Origin of the sequence: Bacillus cereus group sp. MG4, from assembly GCF_040460055.1 — a bacterium.
Classification (GTDB): Bacteria; Bacillota; Bacilli; order Bacillales; family Bacillaceae_G; genus Bacillus_A; species Bacillus_A wiedmannii.
The window spans coordinates 1,337,239-1,358,483 of record NZ_JARVGZ010000001.1 but is presented as its reverse complement, the minus strand read 5'-3'; the positions used below and the strand labels follow the sequence as shown (position 1 = coordinate 1,358,483).

Here is a 21,245-nt window from a genome sequence, read left to right as displayed (position 1 = left end):
ATTGTTAGTTCTAATATTAAATAGAATGATTTTGGGACAGGCTTCTCCGTTTGGAGGGTCTGTCCCTTTTTAATGCGTTACAGTTTTATCTTATTGATTTTCTGAGATACTTCCGCATAATTGTAGTTAAGGGAGATGATTTCAGGTTGAGTAAACAGAATATTAGTATAACGGTTTCGGGATATATAATTGTTACCCATCTTATTGGCAAGATTAAAACAGATGATGTGTATGAATGGTTTAATGGTTTCGAGCGAGTTTGTCAGCAATTCATTTCCGAGGAGCGGAAATACAAATTGCTGGTGGATAGAAAAGGATACACGCCAGATCATTTTTCTGTTCAAAAATTATGGAAAGATAAGTTTTTCAATGAAACGATTTTGAATCACAGTAAGGCAATTGCTTTTCTCCTTGAAGAAGGAGAGATACTGAATTATTTACAACAATCCAATATAAAAGAATCTGTGAAATTTTTTGATAATTATGAACAATCATTCCTTTGGTTAAATGCATATCCTATATAAAACTTTTAGTGAACCAGTTGCTTAAGCAACTGGTTTTTTTATGTTTGCAAGTAGTATCCGGAAGAAAACTTCTATACGAAATGTTTAGCATTAGAGGACATACATTTTTAGTGTGTTAAATATAATTCATAATAGCACCAGGAAGAAGAGTATACGCTTTACAGTAGAAAGGTCGTCCGATAGAGCCATAGAAATTCAAAAATATCAATGTGGCATAAAGTGAGTAAGGGGGATAAACATATGAGTACTTTAAATTTGAATGAAATCAGTAAACAAATTTTAATAGAGGAGGAAACACTTCAATTTTCCTCTTTTACAAATGAAGATGCTTTGCAAATAGGTTTATTTATCGTTGAAACAGCGAGGAAAGAAGGGAAATTGATTGCTGTTGATATAGCGAAAAATGGTGTGCAACTATTTCATTTCAAGATGACAGGGACAACTGCGGAAAATACACAATGGATTGAGCGTAAAAAACGAGTTGTTTCTTTGCATAATCATAGCTCGTATTATATGCAGATACAAAGTGAAATAACGGGCATTCCATATAATGAAAAGTATCTTTTAGATAGTTCGGATTATGCTGCGTTTGGTGGCTGCGTTCCTGTCCAAATAAAAGATGTAGGGGTTATTGGAATGATAACAGTTTCAGGATTACCACCAGAAGAGGATCATGAATTAGTTATAAGGGCAGTTAAAAATCATTTGAAACAATAATAAAAAGGCAAAACCAAACAAGAATATGTTCGGTTTTGCCTTTTTATTATTCAGTTCATGAACATATTTCTAATAAGATGTTACGGAATAAAAATCTTTAATTCGAGACACTTTTCTTGACGATTATAATCTATGTAGTTAATATGGTAGACATAACGTAATTAAATTACTAAAAGTAATTAAGTTATTTTATATAAGTTAAGGTAGGTAAGTAGCATGTGGTAAAAATGCTTTGAATTGCCAATATTAATATTGGGGACAATTAGAAAGCGACAAATATAAAAAATTAGAAGTTAAGAAGTAAGATTGGATCAACAATAGTAGTAGCTTCTGTACAATGCATTTTTACTAAGGTGACAATGACTATACATCACGAGGGGGACTGAAATTGGAATCAATGACCTTTGTTTTATTTGGAGCGACAGGGGATTTAGCTAAAAGGAAAATTTACCCCGCGCTATATAACTTATATAGAGATCAAAAGCTTCCAAAGCCAATATCCGTTATTGGGCTTGGAAGACGTGAAGTATCTCATTTAGATTTTCAAAAAAGAATAAAAGAGTCCATAGAAACTTTTTCGCGTCGCAGAGAAGAAGGTACTCCGAAAATAGAAGATTTTTTAGAGTATTTTCGTTATTGTCCGTTAGATGTAAATAAGCCAGAAGATTATAAAAGGTTATTACAAGTAGTTCGTGAAAGGGAAGAAGAACAAAACATACAAGGGAATAGAATGTTCTACCTTTCAGTTACTCCTGACTTCTTTGAGACAATTGCTTTAAATATTAAAGAAAGTGGACTGGATAAAACGGATGGATGGAAGCGCCTGATGATTGAGAAACCGTTTGGTCATGATCTTACATCTGCTCGAGAGCTGAATGATAGGCTTAGTCGAACGTTTGAAGAAGACGAAATATACCGTATTGATCATTATTTAGGTAAACCGATGATTCAAAACATTGAAGCACTTGAATTTGCAAATCCTGTTCTTCAATCGATTTGGAATAAAGAACATATTGCGAATGTACAAATAACAGCTAGTGAAACGGTTGGGGTAGAAGAAAGGGCAGCATATTATGATCATGCAGGAGCCATTCGCGATATGGTTCAAAATCATATGTTGCAAATATTAATGATGACTGCTATGAATCTGCCCGAAAAGATAAATGCATGTGAAATTCGTGAGGAAAAACGAAAGGTAATGGAAACTCTTCGTAAAGTGAAAAAAGAAGACGTTCAGAACCATATCATTCGCGGACAATATGCTTCAGGGGAGATAAAAGGACAAGAAGTTGTAGCGTATAGAGAGGAGCCAGGAGTAAATCCTTCTTCTCAAACAGATACATATGTTGCGGCTCGCTTATGGATTGATAACCCATTTTGGACGGATGTTCCTTTTTATATACGAACAGGAAAAAGAATGAAAGAAAAGTCTACTCGTATTGTAATTGAATTTAAAAATACGTTAAAACAGCAATATCAAGATAGTAATCCTAATGCAGAGCCTAATTTGTTAATCATTGAAATTAGCCCAAATGAAAATGTTTCACTCCAATTAAATAGTAAAAATCCATTGAACAATGGAGAGCTTGAACCGATCCGTATTCATTTTACTTGTGAGCAAACAGGAGTGGGAATACCGGAAGCTTATGAAAGACTCATTTATGATGCTATATGTGGAGATTCTACATTCTTTGCTCACTGGAGAGAAGTTGAATTGTCATGGGAATGGGTACAGCCAATACTTGAAGCATTCGAAGAAAACTTGTTACCACTTCATGAATATGAGTCTGGCTCGTATGGTCCGGATGCTGCTCATGCTCTATTACAAGAAAGTGAATTTAAATGGTGGTTAGATGAAGGATTGAAAAAATAAGTACATCCTTATAAGTAAAGAAATATGACAAAAAGATATTCATAATTTTATTAATGTGTATTTATGATGAAAGGTAATTCAAGGAGGAATTATATTATGAGAGTAGGATTAATTGGTTTAGGTAAAATGGGATTAAATTTAGGGAAGAATTTAATTGATCATAAACATGAAGTAGCGGCATTTGATTTAAATACGAGTGCGGTGGAAGAAATGAAAGAGTACGGTGCTTCAGGTACATCTAGTTTAAACGAACTTGTTCAATCATTAGAGTCACCAAGAATTCTTTGGGTAATGGTTCCGCACGCTGTTGTTGATTCTGTTATTAATGAGATTACTCCGCTTTTATCAAAAGGGGATATTTTAATTGAAGCTGGTAATTCACATTATAAAGAGTCTATTCGCCGATATGAGCAATTAAAGAAAGATGGTATTCACTTTATGGATGCAGGAACTTCTGGCGGAATGGAAGGTGCTCGTAATGGTGCTTGTTACATGATCGGAGGAGATCAAGAAGCTTGGGACATCGTTGAACCTATCTTCCGTGATACAGCTGTAGAAAATGGATTCTTATATGCAGGAAAAGCTGGTAGTGGTCACTTCTTAAAAATGATTCATAACGGAATTGAATACGGAATGATGGCTGCTATTGGTGAAGGATTTGAGGTTTTAGAGAAGAGTGAATTTGATTACGATTATGAAAAAGTATCAAGAGTATGGAACAACGGTTCAGTTATTCGTTCATGGTTAATGGAATTGACTGAAAACGCATTTTCTAAAGATGCAAAACTGGATGAAATTAAGGGCGTTATGCATTCTTCTGGTGAAGGGAAATGGACAGTAGAAACAGCATTAGACCTTCAAACAGCAACTCCTGTTATCGCAATGTCTCTATTAATGCGCTACCGCTCATTAGACAATGATACATTTACAGGGAAAGTTGTAGCAGCACTGCGCAATGAATTTGGTGGACATGCGGTAGAAAAGAAATAATATAACTCGTTAACGTTAAAAAATGGAGGGAATAAATCATGAAGTTTTTTATTGATACTGCAAATCTTGAAGACATAAAAAAGGCATATAAACTAGGTGTCTTAGCTGGCGTTACAACGAATCCTTCTTTAGTAGCGAAAGAGGGCATTAAGTTTGAAGACCGTATTACAGAAATTTGTCAGGCAGTGCCTAACGTTGAATCTGTTTCGGCAGAAGTAACGCCAGATGCTGTTACAGCCGAAGAGATGATCGCTCAAGCAGAAGAACTGATTAAAATTAACGGTGGCGATGAAAAAGTTACGATAAAACTGCCGATGACACTAGCAGGATTAGAAGCTTGTCGTTACCTTACTGAAAAAGGTGTGAAAACGAACGTTACGCTTATTTTCACTGTGAACCAAGCTCTTTTAGCTGCTCGAGCAGGTGCAACGTACGTTTCTCCATTTTTAGGCCGTTTGGATGATATTTCTGAAGATGGCGTACTATTAGTTGCTAAAATTGCTGAATTATTCGATATTCATCTATTAGATACACAAATTATTGCGGCTTCTGTTAGACACCCAGACCATGTAACTCGTGTAGCGATGGCAGGTGCACATATTGCTACAATTCCTTATAAAGTCATTGAACAACTTGCTATGCACCCACTAACCGATCAAGGTATTGAAAAGTTTGCTGCGGATTGGGCGAAAGCGCCTAAGTTATAAGGAAGTAAAGTTTTCACAAATTGCTTTTTCACGAGAGGACCAATCTCTATGTAACTTCATCCTGTAAAATAAATCTCGAGTTTGGCACCTTATAACGTGAAAGCAGAAATATGAAAAGACACCATGCATTTTCAAAACAGCACAATGGTTATAAAAAGGAGCCCCTTATGCGAGTGAAGTTTATGAAAACATAGCTCTCATAAGGGAGCGTCTTTTTGTATACATCATGGTGCTCTTTTGTTATAGGAATAATTTGAAAGGGGTTACATAGTGAGCTCGAAATATATGATTGGTGTAGATATTGGGACAACTAGTACAAAATCAGTTTTGTTTTCGATCGATGGATCTGTTATTGCAAGCCATGGGATTGAATATCCTTTGTATTCACCCGCGCAAGAAACAGCAGAACAAGATCCAGAAGAGATTTTTCAAGCGGCCATACATACGATTAAAGAAACTATACAATCAAGTAATGTGCAGCCAGTTGATATTCTTTGTGTTTCTTTTAGTTCGGCAATGCATAGTGTCATTGCTGTAGACGAAGCAGGGAAGCCGTTAACGAGATGTATTACTTGGGCAGATAATAGAAGTGCAAGCTGGGCAGAAAAAATAAAAAATGATATGAATGGTCATGAAATTTACCTTCGTACTGGAACACCAATCCATCCTATGTCACCGCTTTCAAAATTAGTTTGGCTTAAAAATGAACATGCTGAGTTGTTTGCAAAGAGCTATAAATTCATCTCTATTAAAGAGTATGTTTTCTATAAGTTATTTAAGGAATATGTAATTGATTATTCTATAGCATCAGCAACAGGAATGTTTAATTTGAAATCTTTAAAATGGGATGAGGAAGCTCTTCGTGTTGCAGGGATTTCTGATGAAAAGCTTTCTAAACTTGTTCCAACGACGCACAGCTTAATAGGATTAGATGAAGAACTTGCAAAAGAGATGAATGTACTTGTTTCTACACCTTTTGTAGTAGGAGCGAGTGATGGAGTACTATCGAATTTAGGTGTGAATGCAATAAAACCTGGGGTTGTTGCTATTACAATTGGTACGAGCGGTGCAGTACGAGTTGTAACAAATCAGCCTGTAACGGATCCGAAAGGTAGGACTTTTTGTTACGCGTTAACTGAGGACCTTTGGGTAATTGGTGGACCGGTTAATAATGGTGGCATGATTTTTAGGTGGGTTCGCGACCAATTATGTGCGTTAGAAGTTGAGGATGGGAAGCGTTTAGGGAAAGATCCTTATGAATTGCTTACGGAAATAGCAGCAAAAGTGAATCCTGGATCGGATGGTTTGTTATTTCATCCATATTTAGCAGGGGAAAGAGCACCTTTATGGAATGCGAATGCGCGGGGATCTTTCTTTGGACTTGGACTACATCACAAGAAAGAGCATCTTATCCGTGCTGTTTTAGAGGGAATCATTTATAACTTGTATACAGTTCTTCTTGCTTTAAAAGAGCTAATTGGTGAACCGAAAAAAATTCAAGCGACAGGCGGTTTTGCAAGATCGGAACTTTGGAGACAGATGATGGCAGATATTTTTCATCAAGACGTATATGTTCCGGAAAGTTTTGAAAGCTCTTGCTTAGGAGCTGCGATCCTCGGTTTATATAGTTTAGGTGAAGTTGATACGTTACATGTAGTTTCTGAAATGGTAGGTGCAAATTTTTATCATGAGCCAAACATGGAAAGTGTGGAAAAATATAAAGATTTAACACCAATCTATATTCGTCTGTCCCGTCAATTGGAAGAAGAATATGAAAGTATAGCAGCGTATCAAAAAAAGTGGGTTTAAAGGCTATTTAGCAGGGAAATATGGTAACGTATAAAGAGGTACTCCAATTTTTTAGGATACTCTTTCAACATAAAATATTTTAAGAAGTATGATGAACAATATAGGGAGAGAGGGTTATGAAAATGAAAGATAACAAAGAGTTTATTGGATATGTTGGAACGTACACGAAAGAAAATAGCGAAGGAATATATACGTTTACTTTAAATACGGAAGCAAAGAAAATTAGTAACGTAACACTTGCGGCCAAGCTTGATAACCCTACATATGTAACGATTAATCGAAATAATGAATATCTCTATTCTGTTGTTAAGGAAGGCGAAGCTGGTGGTGTAGCTGCTTATTCGATTAATAGTAAAACTGGAGAGCTAAAGGCAGAAAATAGACAAGTAGTAGAAGGGGCTTCTCCTTGTCATATTAGTGTTGATAGTGGAAATCATACAGTAGTTACAGCGAATTACCATAAAGGAACGATTGAGTCTTTCTTAGTAAATGAAAAAAATGGAACTGTAAATCCTGCCGCCTCTATTATGGCACATGAAGGTTCAGGTCCAAATAAAGAAAGACAAGAAAAACCACATGCACATTACGCGGGATATACTCCTGATGAAAAATATGTGGTGGGTGTTGATTTAGGGATAGATAAATTAATTACGTATGAAATAAAAGATAGTGTATTAAAAGAAGTGAATAGCTTATCTGTAAACCCAGGAAGTGGTCCGAGACATATTACTTTTCATCCAAATGGAAAGTATGCGTATGTGATGACGGAGATTAGTTCAGAGGTTATTGTGTTAACATATAATCCGGCAGAAGGATCCTTTACAGAATTACAGTATATTTCTACTGTTCCTAAAGCATTTGATGAAAATAATCAAGGAAGTGCGATTCATATTTCTTCTGATGGCAGTTTTGTATATGCAGGCAATCGCGGTCATAATAGTATCGCTGTTTTCAGCGTGGATCAAAACTCAGGCCAGCTTACATTTGTTGAACATACATCTACAGAAGGAAATTGGTCGAGGGACTTTGTATTAGATCCTACTGAAAAGTTCCTTGTTGCTACAAATGAAAAGTCGCATAATCTTGTACTATTTTCAAGACATGAATCTACAGGTAAGTTAACACTTATCCAATCTGATGTTGTTGTGCCAGAGCCTGTTTGTGTTAAATTTTTAAATATTTAAGTTGTGTTGAAGCTGAATGGGTATAGAGATGTCGTTATTTGTCAGTAAGTCGATATCCTTTGTCGAAACGTCGATATATTGAAAAAATCGTTGATATATTTGAAGTTGTGTTCGATATATTTGAAAAATCGTTGATATAATTTCAGCTGTCTAAAAAAGCAAAGCGATATCGCTTTGCTTTTTACTATTTCTTTTTCGGTCTACGTACTAACTCGCCGCCGCAGTTTGGGCAAACGTTTTGTCTTTCTTCTGTACACGGTGCACAAAATGTACATTCATACACACAAATGTAAGCTTCAGAATCTTGTTCGAGAGATTGATCGCAAATTTGACAGTTTGTTTTCATTTGTAGTGCCATAGTAATTCTCCTTTTAGTTTGAATTTTTATAATTTAATTATAATTCATTAGATAGAGACTGTCTTTTTCAATTGAAAGGAAATCGAATGATAAAGTTGTGATTTGAAATGAAAGATGCCAATTTATTTTAAAATTGATTATTTAGTGCAGTTGGAATATTATGAAATAGTCAAAAGACAACAGGGGGTATACATTTTGACTAATCATAACGATCATTTAAAAGCAAACTGCGAAAAATGCTTCGGTTTATGTTGTGTAGCGTTACCGTTCGCAGCATCGGTAGATTTTGCAGTGAATAAAGATGGTGGTAAACCATGTGCCAATTTACAATCAGATTTTAAATGTAGTATACATAAAAATCTTAGAGGAAATGGCTATAAAGGCTGTACAGTATTTGAATGTTTCGGTGCTGGACAAAAGATTTCTCAAGTTACGTTTAAAGGGATTGATTGGCGGAAAGATGCCGGGCATGCAAGAAAAATGTATGATGCTTTTCCGGTTATGCATCAGCTCCATGAAATGCTTTGGTATTTGAATGAAGCTATTCTTTTAAAGGCGACACAATCGATTCATAAAGAACTAAGTAAAGCGATTGAAGAGACAGAGCGACTTTCGAATTTAACTGCGGACGAGTTAATGAAAATACATATTCCATTACACCGTGCAGAAGTGAATGTTTTACTTTTAGAAACGAGTGAGCTAGTTTGGAAGGAAATGAATGCAGCGCGTAAGAAACGAATTAGTCACCGCGGAGCAGACCTTATGGGAGCAAATCTGAAAAAGAAAAATTTACAAGGGGCGAATTTAAGAGGAGCTTACTTAATTGCGGCTAACTTAAATGGAGCAAACTTAAGAGGAGCAGATCTCATCGGAGCAGATTTACGGGATGCAGATATTCGCGGGGCCGATTTTACAAATAGTATTTTTCTGACGCAAGTTCAAATTAATGCGGCGAGAGGGGATACACATACGAAATTGCCGGAATTGTTGTCCCGTCCATCGCATTGGAGTGCGTAAAGAGTATATACGAACAGGCAGAGATTAAAAATCTCTGCCTGTTTTTTCATTTCTTTTCAAACGTAGTAATGAAAACACTACATATAATAAGAATACCACCAATAAAAAAGTTGATATTTAATGTTTCATTTAAGAGTAGCCAACCAAGCAATGATCCGACGATAGGTTGGAAGAAGAAAAATAATGAACCGATGCTAGCATCTATTAATTCTAATCCTTTATTCCAAAGGAAAAAGGCACCTGCTGTTGAGATGATTCCTAAATATAGTACGCCTAATACTACATACATGTTCAAATCTTCAATCGGGTTTGTTTGAAATTCCCATACCATAAAAGGTGTAATAAAAAAGAGTGAAAAGAATATTGCGTACGTTGTAATAACTAAAGATGAAAATTTGGCTGAAGCAATCTTCACATAAATGGATAGTAAAGCCCACGTAATAGCGGCCCCGACTAATATGATTGTTCCGATAAAATAGGAGCCAATTTCAATATCCCATCCGATTACGATAATGACACCGATTGTCGCTACGATAGTAGATAACAATCTACGAGCGGTTAGTTTTTCTTTTAAAATAAGCGCTGCAAATATAACCATAAATGCAGGTGTAGCTGATGTTACTAAAGAGCCTGTATGAGCGTCGGATAATTTTGTTCCGATGAATTGACATGTGATCGAAATGAAATATCCGATAAATCCAATCCAAGCGAATAAAAGCCAGTCTTTTTTGCGAATGGTTACTTTTTTCTTTTGCTTTTTCTCAGCTATTTTCAAAATGAAATATAAAACAACGAAAGCGATAATAAAACGTAGCCAAACGAGTGTTAGTGGTGGAATAAAGTCGAGTACATATTTGCTAACAACGTACATACCGCCCCATATACTTGCTGCGAGTGATAAACATATAGCTCCTAAAATTGTTTGTTTCATGTTAAAGTACCTCCGTCTATTTTTAGGGTAATAGTAGTTCCCTAAGACGAGGCATAGTGTATGTGTTATATGATTGCCCGTCTTAGTTTATAGACGGCCTACAGGTTGATCGTTTTCGAATGAAGTGTTGTAGTACATGCGTGCATTCCCCCTTCATATTTTATAATGATATTATAACTTAATTTTCAGTTTATTGGGATGATTATTATACGGAGTGGATTCTTTAGAAAATGGTGGTTGTTTAAGAAAGTATAGTATATAGAAGCTAATTCTTTAATTTGTACAGATTGACTAGAAGCGATATTGATTGTGCCAGTAACGTCGTGTTCTAATACTGTTACGAGAGCATCAGTGACGTCATCCACATGGAGAAAATCTCTCGATTGTTTTCCAAGTGTACAAAATCCACCGGCAAGAATAAAAGCTTTCATTTTTTCCTCTCAATTAAAAAGAATTTGATATCGATGTTATTATGATATGTATTTAAATTAGAAAGGAACGGGCAATTTCATAGTTATATTTTGTTCGTTTTGGTTTTTTGAATTTGAGTATTTTGCTATATAGTTAAATTAATAAGTTAGGTCATATAAGATAAGGCGATAAATTTTGTATAAATTATGAATAATAAACCGTCACGTTTGACTGTACAGTTTATGTATTGTATGATGTTAGTAATATAAACAAGGGGGGAAGATCGTTGGGAAGGTGTATCGAATCGGACAGTTGGCTCTCATGGCTCACGTGTCGAAACGCACGATTGATTATTATACGAATCTAGGAATCTTAAAAGCGGAGCGATCTCAATCTAATTATCGCTATTACGATGAAACAGCATTTGAGACATTACAATTTATTGAGAAGTGCAAAGAAATGCATATGCCGCTTTGTGAGATTAAAGAGAAAATCGAGGAGAAGAAGAAGCTGCTCGGTATCAATGAACACGTTTCGAAACAAGTGAATGAAGTGACAGACCATATTCATCGATTAGAAGCAGAGTTAACGGAGTTAAAGCCGCTTTTAGATGGATTGACTGATTCACAACGTGAAAAAATATCGAAATCTTTATCTGGTCAAACGACAGCTTTAATACAGACACTTGTTCTATTATTATAGAAAAAAGTGAAATCCGACCTCTTTAATTTTTGTATCGGGCTATGTTTTCTAATGAACAAATAAGAAAACATTATAGTATACAGGAGGTGGACACCTTAGTTTTTTAAACTAAGGGGATTCATTGGAAATATTTAATTTAGTCATGGTTGCGATTTTAATCGCATTTACTGGATTTTTCGTAGCAGCAGAGTTTGCGATTGTAAAGGTACGTTCAAGTCGTATTGATCAGCTTGTTGCGGAAGGGAAACGCGGTGCTTTAGCAGCGAAAAAGGTAACAACAAATTTAGATGAATATTTATCTGCTTGTCAATTAGGTATTACAGTTACAGCTATGGGATTAGGTTGGTTAGGTGAACCGACAATTGAAAAGTTATTACACCCGTTATTTGAGAAATGGAACATAAATCCTTCTATCTCATCAGTATTAACATTTGGTCTTGCTTTTATGCTAATGACGTATTTACACGTTGTAGTAGGGGAATTAGCTCCGAAGACGATGGCAATTCAAAAGGCTGAACAAGTAACGTTGTTATTGGCAGGTCCGTTAATGATGTTTTATAAAGTCATGTATCCATTTATTTGGGTATTAAACGGTTCAGCTCGTGTTGTAACTGGCTTATTCGGTTTAAAACCAGCTTCAGAACATGAAGTAGCTCATACAGAGGAAGAATTACGCCTTATCCTTTCAGATAGCTATGAAAGTGGTGAAATTAATCAGGCTGAATACAAGTATGTAAATAACATTTTTGAATTTGATAATCGTATTGCAAAAGAGATTATGGTACCGCGAACAGAAATCATTGGTTTCTACCTGGAAGATTCAGTAGAAGAACACATGAAAGTAATCCAAAATGAACGATACACACGTTATCCGATTTTTGGAGAAGATAAAGATGATATTATCGGTATGGTCAATGTAAAAGATTTCTTTATTCGATATATGAACAACGATAAAGAAGATTTATCATCGATTCGCACGTATATGCGTCCGATTATTGAAGTGATGGAAACAACTCCAATTCACGATTTATTACTTCAAATGCAGAAGAAGCGAATTCCGATGGCTGTTTTATATGATGAGTACGGAGGAACAGCTGGAATTGTAACGCTTGAAGATATCTTGGAGGAAATCGTCGGCGAAATTCGTGACGAATATGATGAAGATGAAGCACCACCAATTCAGCATGTGAATGAGCACCATAAAATCGTTGATGGAAAAGTGCTTATCTCCGAAGTGAAAGATTTATTTGGATTACACATTGAAGAAGATGATGTGGATACAATCGGTGGCTGGATTATGATGCAAAATCATGAAATTGAAGAAGGACAACATGTTGAGGCGGAAGGTTATGAATTTAAAGTGTTAGAAAAAGACGCTTACCAAATTAAACGTGTTGAAATTCGTAAGATGGAGCAAGAACAAGAAGAAGAGAAAGCAGCAACTGTGTAAGTTGCTGCTTTTCTTCTAAAGTATAAAAAATGCGAAATTAGGAGCGGATATTTTGATTCAAGCAGCCTTACGTGTATATCGATTACAATTGTATGCGATCTTTAGTGGTTTACTACTTATGTGGACGATTACTCCGTTTGGAAAACAAGTAACAGGGTTTGGTATCGGATTAGCTGTAAGTGCATATTGCCTTTGGTTATTAGCTCGCAGAGTGGAGAAACTTGGGAAAAGTATCGTCATGAAAGAAAAGGCTCCTGGATTAGGAGTTCTAAACCGATTTGCAGCAGCCATTTTAGGGGCTATTATTATGTATGAAATTGAGCATGAAATGGAAATGTGGGCATTCGGTACAGGTATTTTAGGTGGTCACTTTTTAATGATTGCGAATTTAGCTTATGCAAATGTGCAGTTAGTGAAAGAAGAAGAGAAGCAAAGAGAACAGGCTTCGAAAAACATAGGGCTATGATGAAAGGGACCTAGTGGGGTTCCTTTTTTGAGTTTAAGCAAGCTAATGAAGGGAATCAAATTAACGACAAATATAATACGCTTCTTTTTTGCGTTTTTCAATAGTATGAAAAATAATGTAAAAAAATTTAAAAACCCATCGATTTCTAAAGGTTATGTATGTTATTATGACAAAAGACTTTTTGAAAGAGGTGGATACCAATGTTACAAGCGTTACTTATTTTTGTGCTTCAAATTATTTACGTTCCAATTTTAACAATCCGTACGATTTTGCTTGTAAAGAATCAAACAAGATCCGCTGCTGGTGTTGGATTGTTAGAAGGAGCTATTTACATTGTCAGTTTAGGTATTGTGTTTCAAGATTTATCAAATTGGATGAACATCATTGCCTATGTCATTGGCTTTAGTACGGGACTATTATTAGGCGGTTATATAGAGAATAAATTAGCAATTGGATATATTACGTATCAAGTTAGTTTGCTAGACCGTTGTAATGAATTAGTAGATGAACTACGTCACTCTGGATTTGGTGTTACAGTATTTGAAGGCGAAGGAATTAATTCAATACGTTATCGCTTAGATATCGTTGCAAAGCGTTCTAGAGAAAAAGAACTGTTAGAAATTATTAATGAAATTGCACCGAAAGCGTTTATGTCTTCTTATGAAATCCGTTCATTTAAAGGCGGATATTTAACGAAGGCGATGAAGAAAAGAGCATTAATGAAGAAGAAAGATGAACATGTATCGTAAAGAAAAGGGAGTTATGCAGCTTTAAAAGCACGGCATAATCCCCATATAAAAAAGAGAGGAATCTATATTGAAAAAGATTCCTCTCTTTTTTCTGCGTTATTTTTTTCTACTTTTTCTCAGATTAACAAGTAACCATACAACCTGAATAATTAGTGGTAATATAAATGCAATTAATAAAACGATAAAGGCTATTAATTTCAGCTTAGGTGTTTGAGTAACACCAGTCCCATCAACCTCTCTTAGCCAAATGATAGCTGTCAATATCCCGAAAGTTATAATCCAAAATATGTTACCAATCCACCAATAAATCCATCTTCTTTTCATGCTAGCACCCCTTACATTTACCCTCTGTTAAAAGTAAATTTTCGTTCGTTACATTTATAATGAAATACCTATAAAATTAATTTTTTTTAACTGTATATCTAACTTGTTTAAACGTTACCATTTCTCCGTCTTTATCATCATCCTTATTCTGTAAAAGTTGAACTCGTGGCTTGTAGTCTGTCCTATGAGCATCCTCGATATCTGTAATATCAAGTTTGTAGGATTCACCATTCTTTATTTTTTGTTCGAATACTTTTTTATTGGCAACATAAATAAAAGTTACTTTATTTTCATCAATGCCTTCAGTCTTAAATTCTAATTCGTTATCTTTTGTTGTAATCGTCGGTGTTAATAATTCAATACTGCCATTTTCAGTTTCTAAAGAATTTTCTACTATAGTTGAACATCCGGATAATGTGATTCAGAAGAATAGAAAAGCACTTAATTTCTTTCTCATAACATCCCCCAATTTCAAGTGATTTTTGATTTTGGCATTGCTAGACTGCTAGTGCGAAACGTAAATGTTTAGTTAGCACTCTTCTTAATTGTACCATAATATGTAAATTAAAATAGTCTGTATATCCAATTTAAGGGGTTTGAACAGTTTACTTATTGTTTTAAATCAGTATCTTTACAGTAGAGTAGGTATATATTTTCTGTAGAAAGGCGAAAGAACTTATTTTTATGGAAATTACAATTTTTTCATATTAAAATAACGATATGGAATAGATGAATTCATTCACTTCGGAGGTAGTTATTTGAATATTAACGAGAAGGCAATTGAAATGTTTGAACAAAATGAATATGAGAAAGCAATGGAACTGTTTCACCAAGCAGTACAGGAATCTAGAGGTGTACAATCTCTCAATAATCTTGCTTGGATGTACTTTTATGAGGAAGAGAATGTTGATAAAGCTCTGGAATTAATAAAGGAAGTTATTAAGTTGAATCCTTCCTCATACTTTCCTTATAACATCTTAGGGGACATTTACTTGAAACAAGAAAAGTGGGCAGAAGCGAAAGAAGTATTACAAAATTCTATTTCGATGCAACCATCCGATGAAGCATATCACAATGTAGCTGTAGCTCATTATAACCTTGGAGAGCTGGAAGGAGCTTCGGAATTTTTCTTGCGAGTTGCAGGGGATTCGGACTATATAATGTATAGCTATGTAAAATGTTTAATTGATTTAGGGCGAACGACAGAAGCGAAAGAGAAGTTAGATGCTTTTAACAGGAAATCTGATAATTTTTTAGGAGAAATTAATGTAGCAGATTTATATGTTGAGTTGCATTGCTATAAAGAAGCAATTGAATGGTTCGAAAAGGGATACAAAGAATGCTGGAAAAGTCCCAATTGGATTAGTAGATTTGTGTATGCTCTATATAAAGCTAATAATTACTCCCGTATGAATGAAGTTATACGGGAATCTATTGAAGCGAAAACAGAAGAAATAGAAGACGTTCAGAATGAAGAAGTAGAAGAAAACTGGACAGAAAAAGATAAGAAAGAGTTAATTGAGGAATATACAGAAGAGAATAATTGTTATAAAACAATGATAGAACGTATCAAATCTGGATACGTTCCAGGGTTAGAATTTGAAACGGATTATATAGGGGGGTGCTATTTATTTGGCTGTAAAAGACATAATCATCTTGAATATGAAGAATAAAAAAATCGGCTGTCAAATATGACGGTCGAATTTTTTTATTATAGGCCGGTTGTCTAAAGGTACCATCTCAATTGTAATGTGTTAAAGCTGTTTCGTATTATTACATAGGTATATATCTTCTTTAGGTAATCCTTTTTTAATATTTAAAATATGTAGTGAAATAAAACCAATAAGTCCTATTCCACCGAAAATAAGCCATGGTGTATACATTCCGCCTAAGTTGGATGTAAAAGATGTACCGGTATAATTACCGATGATAAAACCAAATGCGAGTGATAGTTGATAAAATCCGAAGTAAGTAGCTGTATATGATTCGTTACTGTAATTTGCAATAGCAATATCAGCGTTAGGTAATACGAGTGTTTCGCCAATTGTAAATAAAATTACACAAATAAATAGCCAATACGGGTGTTGAAATAAAGGAATGAGTAAAAAGGAAATACTCATTAATAAAACACCGTATTTAATAATCGAAAGTGTATTGTATTTATGAAATAGTTTTTGAAATAATACCATAAATATGACGCCTGTTATTGCATTTATCGTAATAACTAGTGTAGCAAGCTGGTTGCTATTACTAATGTTTTTCATATGAAGTGGAAGTGCGACAGTAAGCTGAGTAAACATAATATAGAAGAAAATCATAATAAATGAAAACAAAAGGAAAGATTTGTTTTGTAAGAGAGCCTGTAGCCCTAATGTAATAGACGTATTTTCAGTAGTGACTTGGAAGTGATTTTTAAGTAAGTAAAAGATAAAAGCAAATAACAGCATAAGAGATCCTGTTAGAGAAAAAGCATAGATTGGATCGAGTAAGAGTAAGAACCCTCCTGCAATTGGTCCAATTATTGCACCGCAATTAAAACTAAGGTTTAAATATGTAAATAAATTTTTTCTCATATGAGCTGGTTGTGAGCCGAATATGGCGCGCGCAGCAGGTTCGTAAAATGCGGTTCCGAAGCCAATAAGTGCAGAAGAAATAGAAATTGTATAGAAATCAGAGCATATTCCTAAAGCGATAAATCCGATTCCTCTTAAAAATAATCCGGCTATCATCATAATGATATAGCCTATTTTGTCAGCAATTAATCCTGAGAATAATGGGACAACTCGTGATGTGATTGTCATAACCGTCAACACTGTTCCTACTTGAACAGCAGAAAAATGAAGAAAGCTTAATAGATAAATAGCTAAAAATGCGTATACTGCAAAATACCCAAAAGACATAAAAAATGAAGAAATAAGCATGAAACGTATCGGTATTGAGAAACTTTTCATAGAACTCCTCCTAATATTGTAACCAGTAAAATTATTTAATGGTTAACTATTTTATATTATAATTATACATAAAGTCAGAAAAAAGTAAATTTTAAGAAGAAGGTGGATGGAATTGAATCAAAACGCACCAAATGAATTAGAATATATTCGGGAATTTTTAAATACATGGAAAATACCAAACGATACGAGAGAGCCAATTGATATGCTGCAAACAGAAGAGGATATAAGGCTCTTTATGAAAAAATATTTTCATGAAGAGGTTCCATTTCATACGATAGAGGAATTAAAAAGTTTTCGAGAAGATATTCGGTTAACCGTTGAAGGCGAAGGATCATTGCAAAAGTGGTTAGAGAAATACCCATTTCATGTACATGTAAAAGAAGATATGAAAGGTATTACATATGAGCCTGTGCACGAAGAGAATGTATATACAAAAGTATTAAGCATTGTGTTAATGTCAATTCAAGAAAATTTGTGGGGGAGGTTAAAAGCATGCCCAGATTGTCGCTGGGTATTTTATGATCATTCGCGAAATGGAAGTAAAAGATGGTGCGGTATGTATGCTGTAGAAACAGGAGGAAGAGCGTGCGGTACGATTGCGAAAGTGAAAAATTACCGGGCGAAGAGAAAAGGGAGATCGGGTTATAATGTGTAATTTATATTAGGGGAAGAAAATTGGATGGGGGAATGTAGAATATGAAAGGTACACAAATGCTAGCTTTAAATAAAAAGTGCTGGGATACAGTTGCACCTTATTTCTTTCAAGTGGATTGTTTACCGAAATATGGTCCGTATACAGCGTCTGAAGATGAGATTCATTTGTTCGATTCAATCAGAAATAAGAAGGTTCTTGATATTGGATGTGGAAGTGGGCATTCGTTGCAATATATGGCAGAACACGGGGCAGAGGAAGTGTGGGGTCTTGATCTTTCAAGTGAGCAAATTAAAACAGCGAATGAAACGTTAAAGAGTTGGAATCCAAAGTTAATATGCGGAGCAATGGAAGAGGAAGGGGATATTCCGAAAGGGTATTTTGATATTGTATATTCCATTTATGCATTAGGTTGGACTTCGAATTTAAGAAAAACGTTGGAACTAATTTATTCATATGTAAAGCCAGGGGGAAGTTTTATTTTTAGCTGGGAGCACCCAGTATATTCAAATTTACAGTATGGTACAGAAGAAATTGCTTTTAAGTCTTCTTATCATGAGGAAACCCCTATTACGTTTGAAACATTTAAGGGAGAAAACGTAGAAGCAACATTATATAAGAGAAAAATAAGTACATACATAAATGAGTTAAATAGAGCGGGATTTACAATTGAGAGAATAGAAGAGCCTGAACCATCGAGCTCATTTGCTGAAGAACGAGCTGAACCTTCTACGAAGTATTATTCTTTATATAAAGCGAGAATGGTGCCGACTACTTTTATTATTAAGGCGAGGAAGTAAATTGTTTTATAAAAAGAAGCCTATCATTTCAAATAATTGAAATGATAGGCTTCTTTATTTTTTGAAAAATGAGGTCAGAGGTGTACTTTTCTTATAAAAATGCATTTCATATAAAAGGTGTAATTATTTTGGGGAAGGGGGATTGTTGTGCGTCATCATAGAAAGTGCAAAAAATTTGGAGTGGCACTGCCTCTTCCGCTTATAGGAGCAACTGGCCCTACTGGTAATAGTGGTTCAACTGGTCCAACTGGAGGGCATGAAGGTCCAGTCGGGCCTCCTGGAATCACTGGATCTAGAGGAGCAACGGGTCCACAAGGTCCTCAAGGTATTCAAGGCATACAAGACCTGCGAGGGACAACGGGAGTTCAAGGAATACAAGGTGCCATAGGTGATACTGGAGAGCAAGGGATTACTGGTCCAGTTGGCTTACAAGGTCCTCAAGGAGTAATTGGAAATCAAGGGCCAACGGGTGATATTGGAGTACAAGGATTAGAAGGGGTACAAGGAGCAATTGGCCCTGCCGGTAGTCAAGGAATACAAGGCGTCCAAGGAATACAAGGAGAGATAGGCGAACGAGGGCAAACGGGCGCGCAAGGGATGCAGGGAGAAATAGGTGTAACCGGGATAACAGGTGTAACAGGTCCCCAAGGCCGCCAAGGGGCGCAAGGAATACAAGGAGAGGACGGAACTACAGGTATACAAGGAGAAGAAGGTCCACGAGGAATACAAGGAATTACTGGAGAGCAAGGACACCAAGGTGATCAAGGGATACAAGGTATAACTGGCCCAACTGGCTCTACTGGAATACAAGGAACTCAAGGGATAAGTGGAATAAAGGGGATAACAGGTGTAATAGGTCCTCAAGGTCCACAAGGTGTTCAAGGAATACAAGGAACAAACGGATCCACAGGTTTTCAAGGAGCAAAAGGAGTACGAGGGATAACAGGAGCAACTGGAAGTATTGGTACACAGGGCCCAGAAGGACCACCCGGTGGTCCGACGGGAATAACTGGTCCAATTGGTCCATCTAGTGGAGTGACTGGTCCATCTGGCCCACCCGGTCCACCTGGGGGACCAACAGGTCCAACGGGTGTAACTGGTGCGCGGGGTGTAACAGGGGGGACTGGTGCAATAGGAGTGCAAGGGTTACAAGGTATAACTGGTCCCACTGGCGCTCAAGGTGTAAGGGGAGCACAAGGTTCTCAAGGGGTAATTGGTGTAGTTGGCGTACAAGGTGCACAAGGTTCTCAAGGTAACCAAGGAATAACAGGAGCAACCGGTGCAGAAGGTCCAATAGGAATACAAGGTCTGCGGGGAGAAATTGGTCCAACTGGTGCAGAAGGTCCTAAAGGTATACAAGGAATGCAAGGAGTAACAGGTCCAACAGGAGCGCAAGGCATACAAGGGTTACAAGGAATAATAGGTCCCACAGGCACAACGGGAGCGGCAGGAGTTCAAGGTGCACAAGGAATACAAGGAGCAACCGGTCCAGCAGGAGCACAAGGCATACAAGGTACACAAGGAATCCGAGGAGAAACAGGGGCAGCTGGAGTACAAGGAATACAAGGAGTTCAAGGGATACAAGGGATAACGGGATTGACAGGTCAGCAAGGTGCACAAGGTCCTCAAGGAGTGCTAGGAATAATAGGGCCGACTGGAGCTATTGGTTTGCAAGGAACTCAAGGAATACAAGGTATAGTAGGCCCAACAGGAGCGCAAGGCTCTCAAGGTATGCAAGGAATACAAGGAATAACAGGGCAGGCAGGTGCACAAGGAATTAGAGGTCCCCAAGGGAATCTTGGAGAAAACGGGATAACAGGTCCTCAAGGGGTGCAAGGTGCACAAGGTATTCAAGGACCCGAAGGACCACAAGGAAATGTTGGAATTACGGGTGTAACTGGAGAAACAGGAGCGACTGGAGCAACAGGGGCGACCGGAGTACAAGGTATACAAGGCGTTCAAGGGATTATGGGGATACAAGGAAGTACAGGAAGTACAGGACCTACCGGAGCAACCGGAGTAACTGGAATACAAGGTGCTCAAGGTATTCAAGGTTTGCAAGGCCCAACTGGAGTAAGTGGAATGACAGGGGCTAGTGGTAGTCAAGGGCTGATTGGAGCTGTGGGACCTACCGGAGCCACTGGTAGTATAGGGGCTATAGGTTCCTTAGGAATAGTAGGTGCAACAGGGGCAACTGGCTTGCCTAGCGGGGGCGGCTATTTCTTTTCTACTTCAACGAGTGCAATTGCAGCGAATGCACTAATACCAATCAATTCAGGATCTACAATTTTTGGTTCTGGTGTTAGTTTGACAAATGCAACAACTGTAACGTTAAGTACGCCGGGAATATATTTAGTAAGTTATTATTTTCAGGGGGATCCGACTGGGGGGAATGAAACGATTTCCGTAAGGCTTACTTTAAATGGAACGCAAGTCGCAGGGAGTTTTATTTATTATGTTACAGGAGGTACCTTTGTATTAGAACCAGCGATTTCTAATACGATGGTCATTAATGTTGCTTCTTCAAATGCTACTTTATCTTTGCAAAATGGTCCATTAGCTATTGGGCATGTAACGACATTATCTGGAGTGATAACAGCTAGTTTAAATGTATTAAAAATAGTTTGACA

At 36.5% G+C, this 21,245-nt stretch carries 21 protein-coding genes and 1 pseudogene; 16 read left to right on the top strand and 6 right to left on the bottom strand.

From position 1 onward, the window contains the following. The first annotated feature begins 50 nt into the window (after window positions 1-50). The 7 genes from QCI41_RS07180 to QCI41_RS07150 all read left to right on the top strand — a co-directional run bounded on the left by QCI41_RS07180 (window position 51) and on the right by QCI41_RS07150 (window position 7,804). Window positions 51-524 (top strand): STAS/SEC14 domain-containing protein, encoded by a 474-nt coding sequence (locus tag QCI41_RS07180; RefSeq protein ID WP_353837802.1) that lies wholly within the window; start codon window positions 51-53, stop codon window positions 522-524. A 240-nt stretch (window positions 525-764) separates the two neighbouring features. Next, complete coding sequence (locus tag QCI41_RS07175) at window positions 765-1,241, top strand: heme-degrading domain-containing protein (RefSeq protein WP_353837803.1); 477 nt, start codon at window positions 765-767, stop codon at window positions 1,239-1,241. Window positions 1,242-1,629: 388 nt separating this feature from the next. Next, on the top strand, window positions 1,630-3,114 hold the full coding sequence (gene zwf, locus QCI41_RS07170) for a glucose-6-phosphate dehydrogenase (RefSeq protein WP_353837804.1): 1,485 nt from the start codon (window positions 1,630-1,632) through the stop codon (window positions 3,112-3,114). Between the two features lie 96 nt (window positions 3,115-3,210). Then, window positions 3,211-4,104 carry a phosphogluconate dehydrogenase (NAD(+)-dependent, decarboxylating) gene (gnd, locus tag QCI41_RS07165; RefSeq protein WP_353837805.1) on the top strand — a complete coding sequence of 298 codons (894 nt, stop codon included), beginning with the start codon at window positions 3,211-3,213 and terminating at the stop codon, window positions 4,102-4,104. A gap of 38 nt (window positions 4,105-4,142) precedes the next feature. After that, a complete protein-coding gene (gene fsa / locus QCI41_RS07160) occupies window positions 4,143-4,811 on the top strand; it encodes a fructose-6-phosphate aldolase (protein WP_353837806.1) in 669 nt (222 codons plus the stop codon). A gap of 267 nt (window positions 4,812-5,078) precedes the next feature. Next, on the top strand, window positions 5,079-6,620 hold the full coding sequence (gene gntK, locus QCI41_RS07155; protein WP_353838857.1) for a gluconokinase: 1,542 nt from the start codon (window positions 5,079-5,081) through the stop codon (window positions 6,618-6,620). 116 nt (window positions 6,621-6,736) lie between these two features. Then, window positions 6,737-7,804, top strand: a complete 1,068-nt coding sequence (locus QCI41_RS07150; RefSeq protein ID WP_483299055.1) for a lactonase family protein — start codon at window positions 6,737-6,739, stop codon at window positions 7,802-7,804. A gap of 184 nt (window positions 7,805-7,988) precedes the next feature. On the opposite strand, the gene QCI41_RS07145 is transcribed toward QCI41_RS07150, so the two are convergent. Continuing rightward, a complete protein-coding gene (locus QCI41_RS07145; RefSeq protein WP_060631633.1) occupies window positions 7,989-8,162 on the bottom strand; it encodes a DUF1272 domain-containing protein in 174 nt (57 codons plus the stop codon). A gap of 195 nt (window positions 8,163-8,357) precedes the next feature. On the opposite strand from QCI41_RS07145, the gene QCI41_RS07140 reads away from it, so the two are divergent. Further along, a complete protein-coding gene (locus QCI41_RS07140) occupies window positions 8,358-9,179 on the top strand; it encodes a pentapeptide repeat-containing protein (RefSeq protein ID WP_353837807.1) in 822 nt (273 codons plus the stop codon). 46 nt (window positions 9,180-9,225) lie between these two features. Here the strand turns inward: QCI41_RS07140 and QCI41_RS07135 are convergent, their stop codons facing one another. Next, window positions 9,226-10,110, bottom strand: coding sequence for a DMT family transporter (locus tag QCI41_RS07135; RefSeq protein WP_353837808.1), 885 nt, complete (start codon window positions 10,108-10,110; stop codon window positions 9,226-9,228). Between the two features lie 221 nt (window positions 10,111-10,331). Next, window positions 10,332-10,511, bottom strand: a pseudogene (locus tag QCI41_RS07130) (NAD-dependent epimerase/dehydratase family protein); the annotation flags it as partial. A 304-nt stretch (window positions 10,512-10,815) separates the two neighbouring features. On the opposite strand from QCI41_RS07130, the gene QCI41_RS07125 reads away from it, so the two are divergent. From QCI41_RS07125 to QCI41_RS07110, 4 genes are all read left to right on the top strand, one after another. After that, a complete protein-coding gene (locus QCI41_RS07125) occupies window positions 10,816-11,223 on the top strand; it encodes a MerR family transcriptional regulator (RefSeq protein ID WP_000285638.1) in 408 nt (135 codons plus the stop codon). A gap of 121 nt (window positions 11,224-11,344) precedes the next feature. Then, entirely contained in the window at window positions 11,345-12,673 is a 1,329-nt protein-coding gene (locus QCI41_RS07120) for a hemolysin family protein (RefSeq protein WP_046957914.1), read from the top strand. A 52-nt stretch (window positions 12,674-12,725) separates the two neighbouring features. After that, a complete protein-coding gene (locus QCI41_RS07115; protein ID WP_353837809.1) occupies window positions 12,726-13,139 on the top strand; it encodes an ATP synthase subunit I in 414 nt (137 codons plus the stop codon). 200 nt (window positions 13,140-13,339) lie between these two features. Then, on the top strand, window positions 13,340-13,888 hold the full coding sequence (locus QCI41_RS07110; protein ID WP_000938437.1) for a DUF2179 domain-containing protein: 549 nt from the start codon (window positions 13,340-13,342) through the stop codon (window positions 13,886-13,888). Window positions 13,889-13,984: 96 nt separating this feature from the next. Here the strand turns inward: QCI41_RS07110 and QCI41_RS07105 are convergent, their stop codons facing one another. Both QCI41_RS07105 and QCI41_RS07100 read right to left on the bottom strand, forming a co-directional pair. Then, complete coding sequence (locus QCI41_RS07105; RefSeq protein WP_353837810.1) at window positions 13,985-14,212, bottom strand: DUF3923 family protein; 228 nt, start codon at window positions 14,210-14,212, stop codon at window positions 13,985-13,987. 76 nt (window positions 14,213-14,288) lie between these two features. After that, window positions 14,289-14,633 carry a hypothetical protein gene (locus QCI41_RS07100; protein ID WP_353838859.1) on the bottom strand — a complete coding sequence of 115 codons (345 nt, stop codon included), beginning with the start codon at window positions 14,631-14,633 and terminating at the stop codon, window positions 14,289-14,291. 337 nt (window positions 14,634-14,970) lie between these two features. Here QCI41_RS07100 and QCI41_RS07095 point away from each other — a divergent pair, with 337 nt between their 5' ends. Then, complete coding sequence (locus QCI41_RS07095; protein ID WP_353837811.1) at window positions 14,971-15,885, top strand: tetratricopeptide repeat protein; 915 nt, start codon at window positions 14,971-14,973, stop codon at window positions 15,883-15,885. A gap of 81 nt (window positions 15,886-15,966) precedes the next feature. Here QCI41_RS07095 and QCI41_RS07090 read toward each other — a convergent pair whose 3' ends face one another. Then, window positions 15,967-17,163, bottom strand: a complete 1,197-nt coding sequence (locus QCI41_RS07090; protein WP_353837812.1) for an MDR family MFS transporter — start codon at window positions 17,161-17,163, stop codon at window positions 15,967-15,969. A gap of 112 nt (window positions 17,164-17,275) precedes the next feature. On the opposite strand from QCI41_RS07090, the gene QCI41_RS07085 reads away from it, so the two are divergent. The 3 genes from QCI41_RS07085 to QCI41_RS07075 all read left to right on the top strand — a co-directional run bounded on the left by QCI41_RS07085 (window position 17,276) and on the right by QCI41_RS07075 (window position 21,243). Next, a complete protein-coding gene (locus QCI41_RS07085; RefSeq protein WP_353837813.1) occupies window positions 17,276-17,818 on the top strand; it encodes a CGNR zinc finger domain-containing protein in 543 nt (180 codons plus the stop codon). A gap of 41 nt (window positions 17,819-17,859) precedes the next feature. Next, complete coding sequence (locus QCI41_RS07080; protein ID WP_353837814.1) at window positions 17,860-18,615, top strand: class I SAM-dependent methyltransferase; 756 nt, start codon at window positions 17,860-17,862, stop codon at window positions 18,613-18,615. A gap of 147 nt (window positions 18,616-18,762) precedes the next feature. Continuing rightward, window positions 18,763-21,243 (top strand): collagen-like protein, encoded by a 2,481-nt coding sequence (locus QCI41_RS07075; RefSeq protein ID WP_353837815.1) that lies wholly within the window; start codon window positions 18,763-18,765, stop codon window positions 21,241-21,243. The last annotated feature ends 2 nt before the right edge of the window (window positions 21,244-21,245 follow it).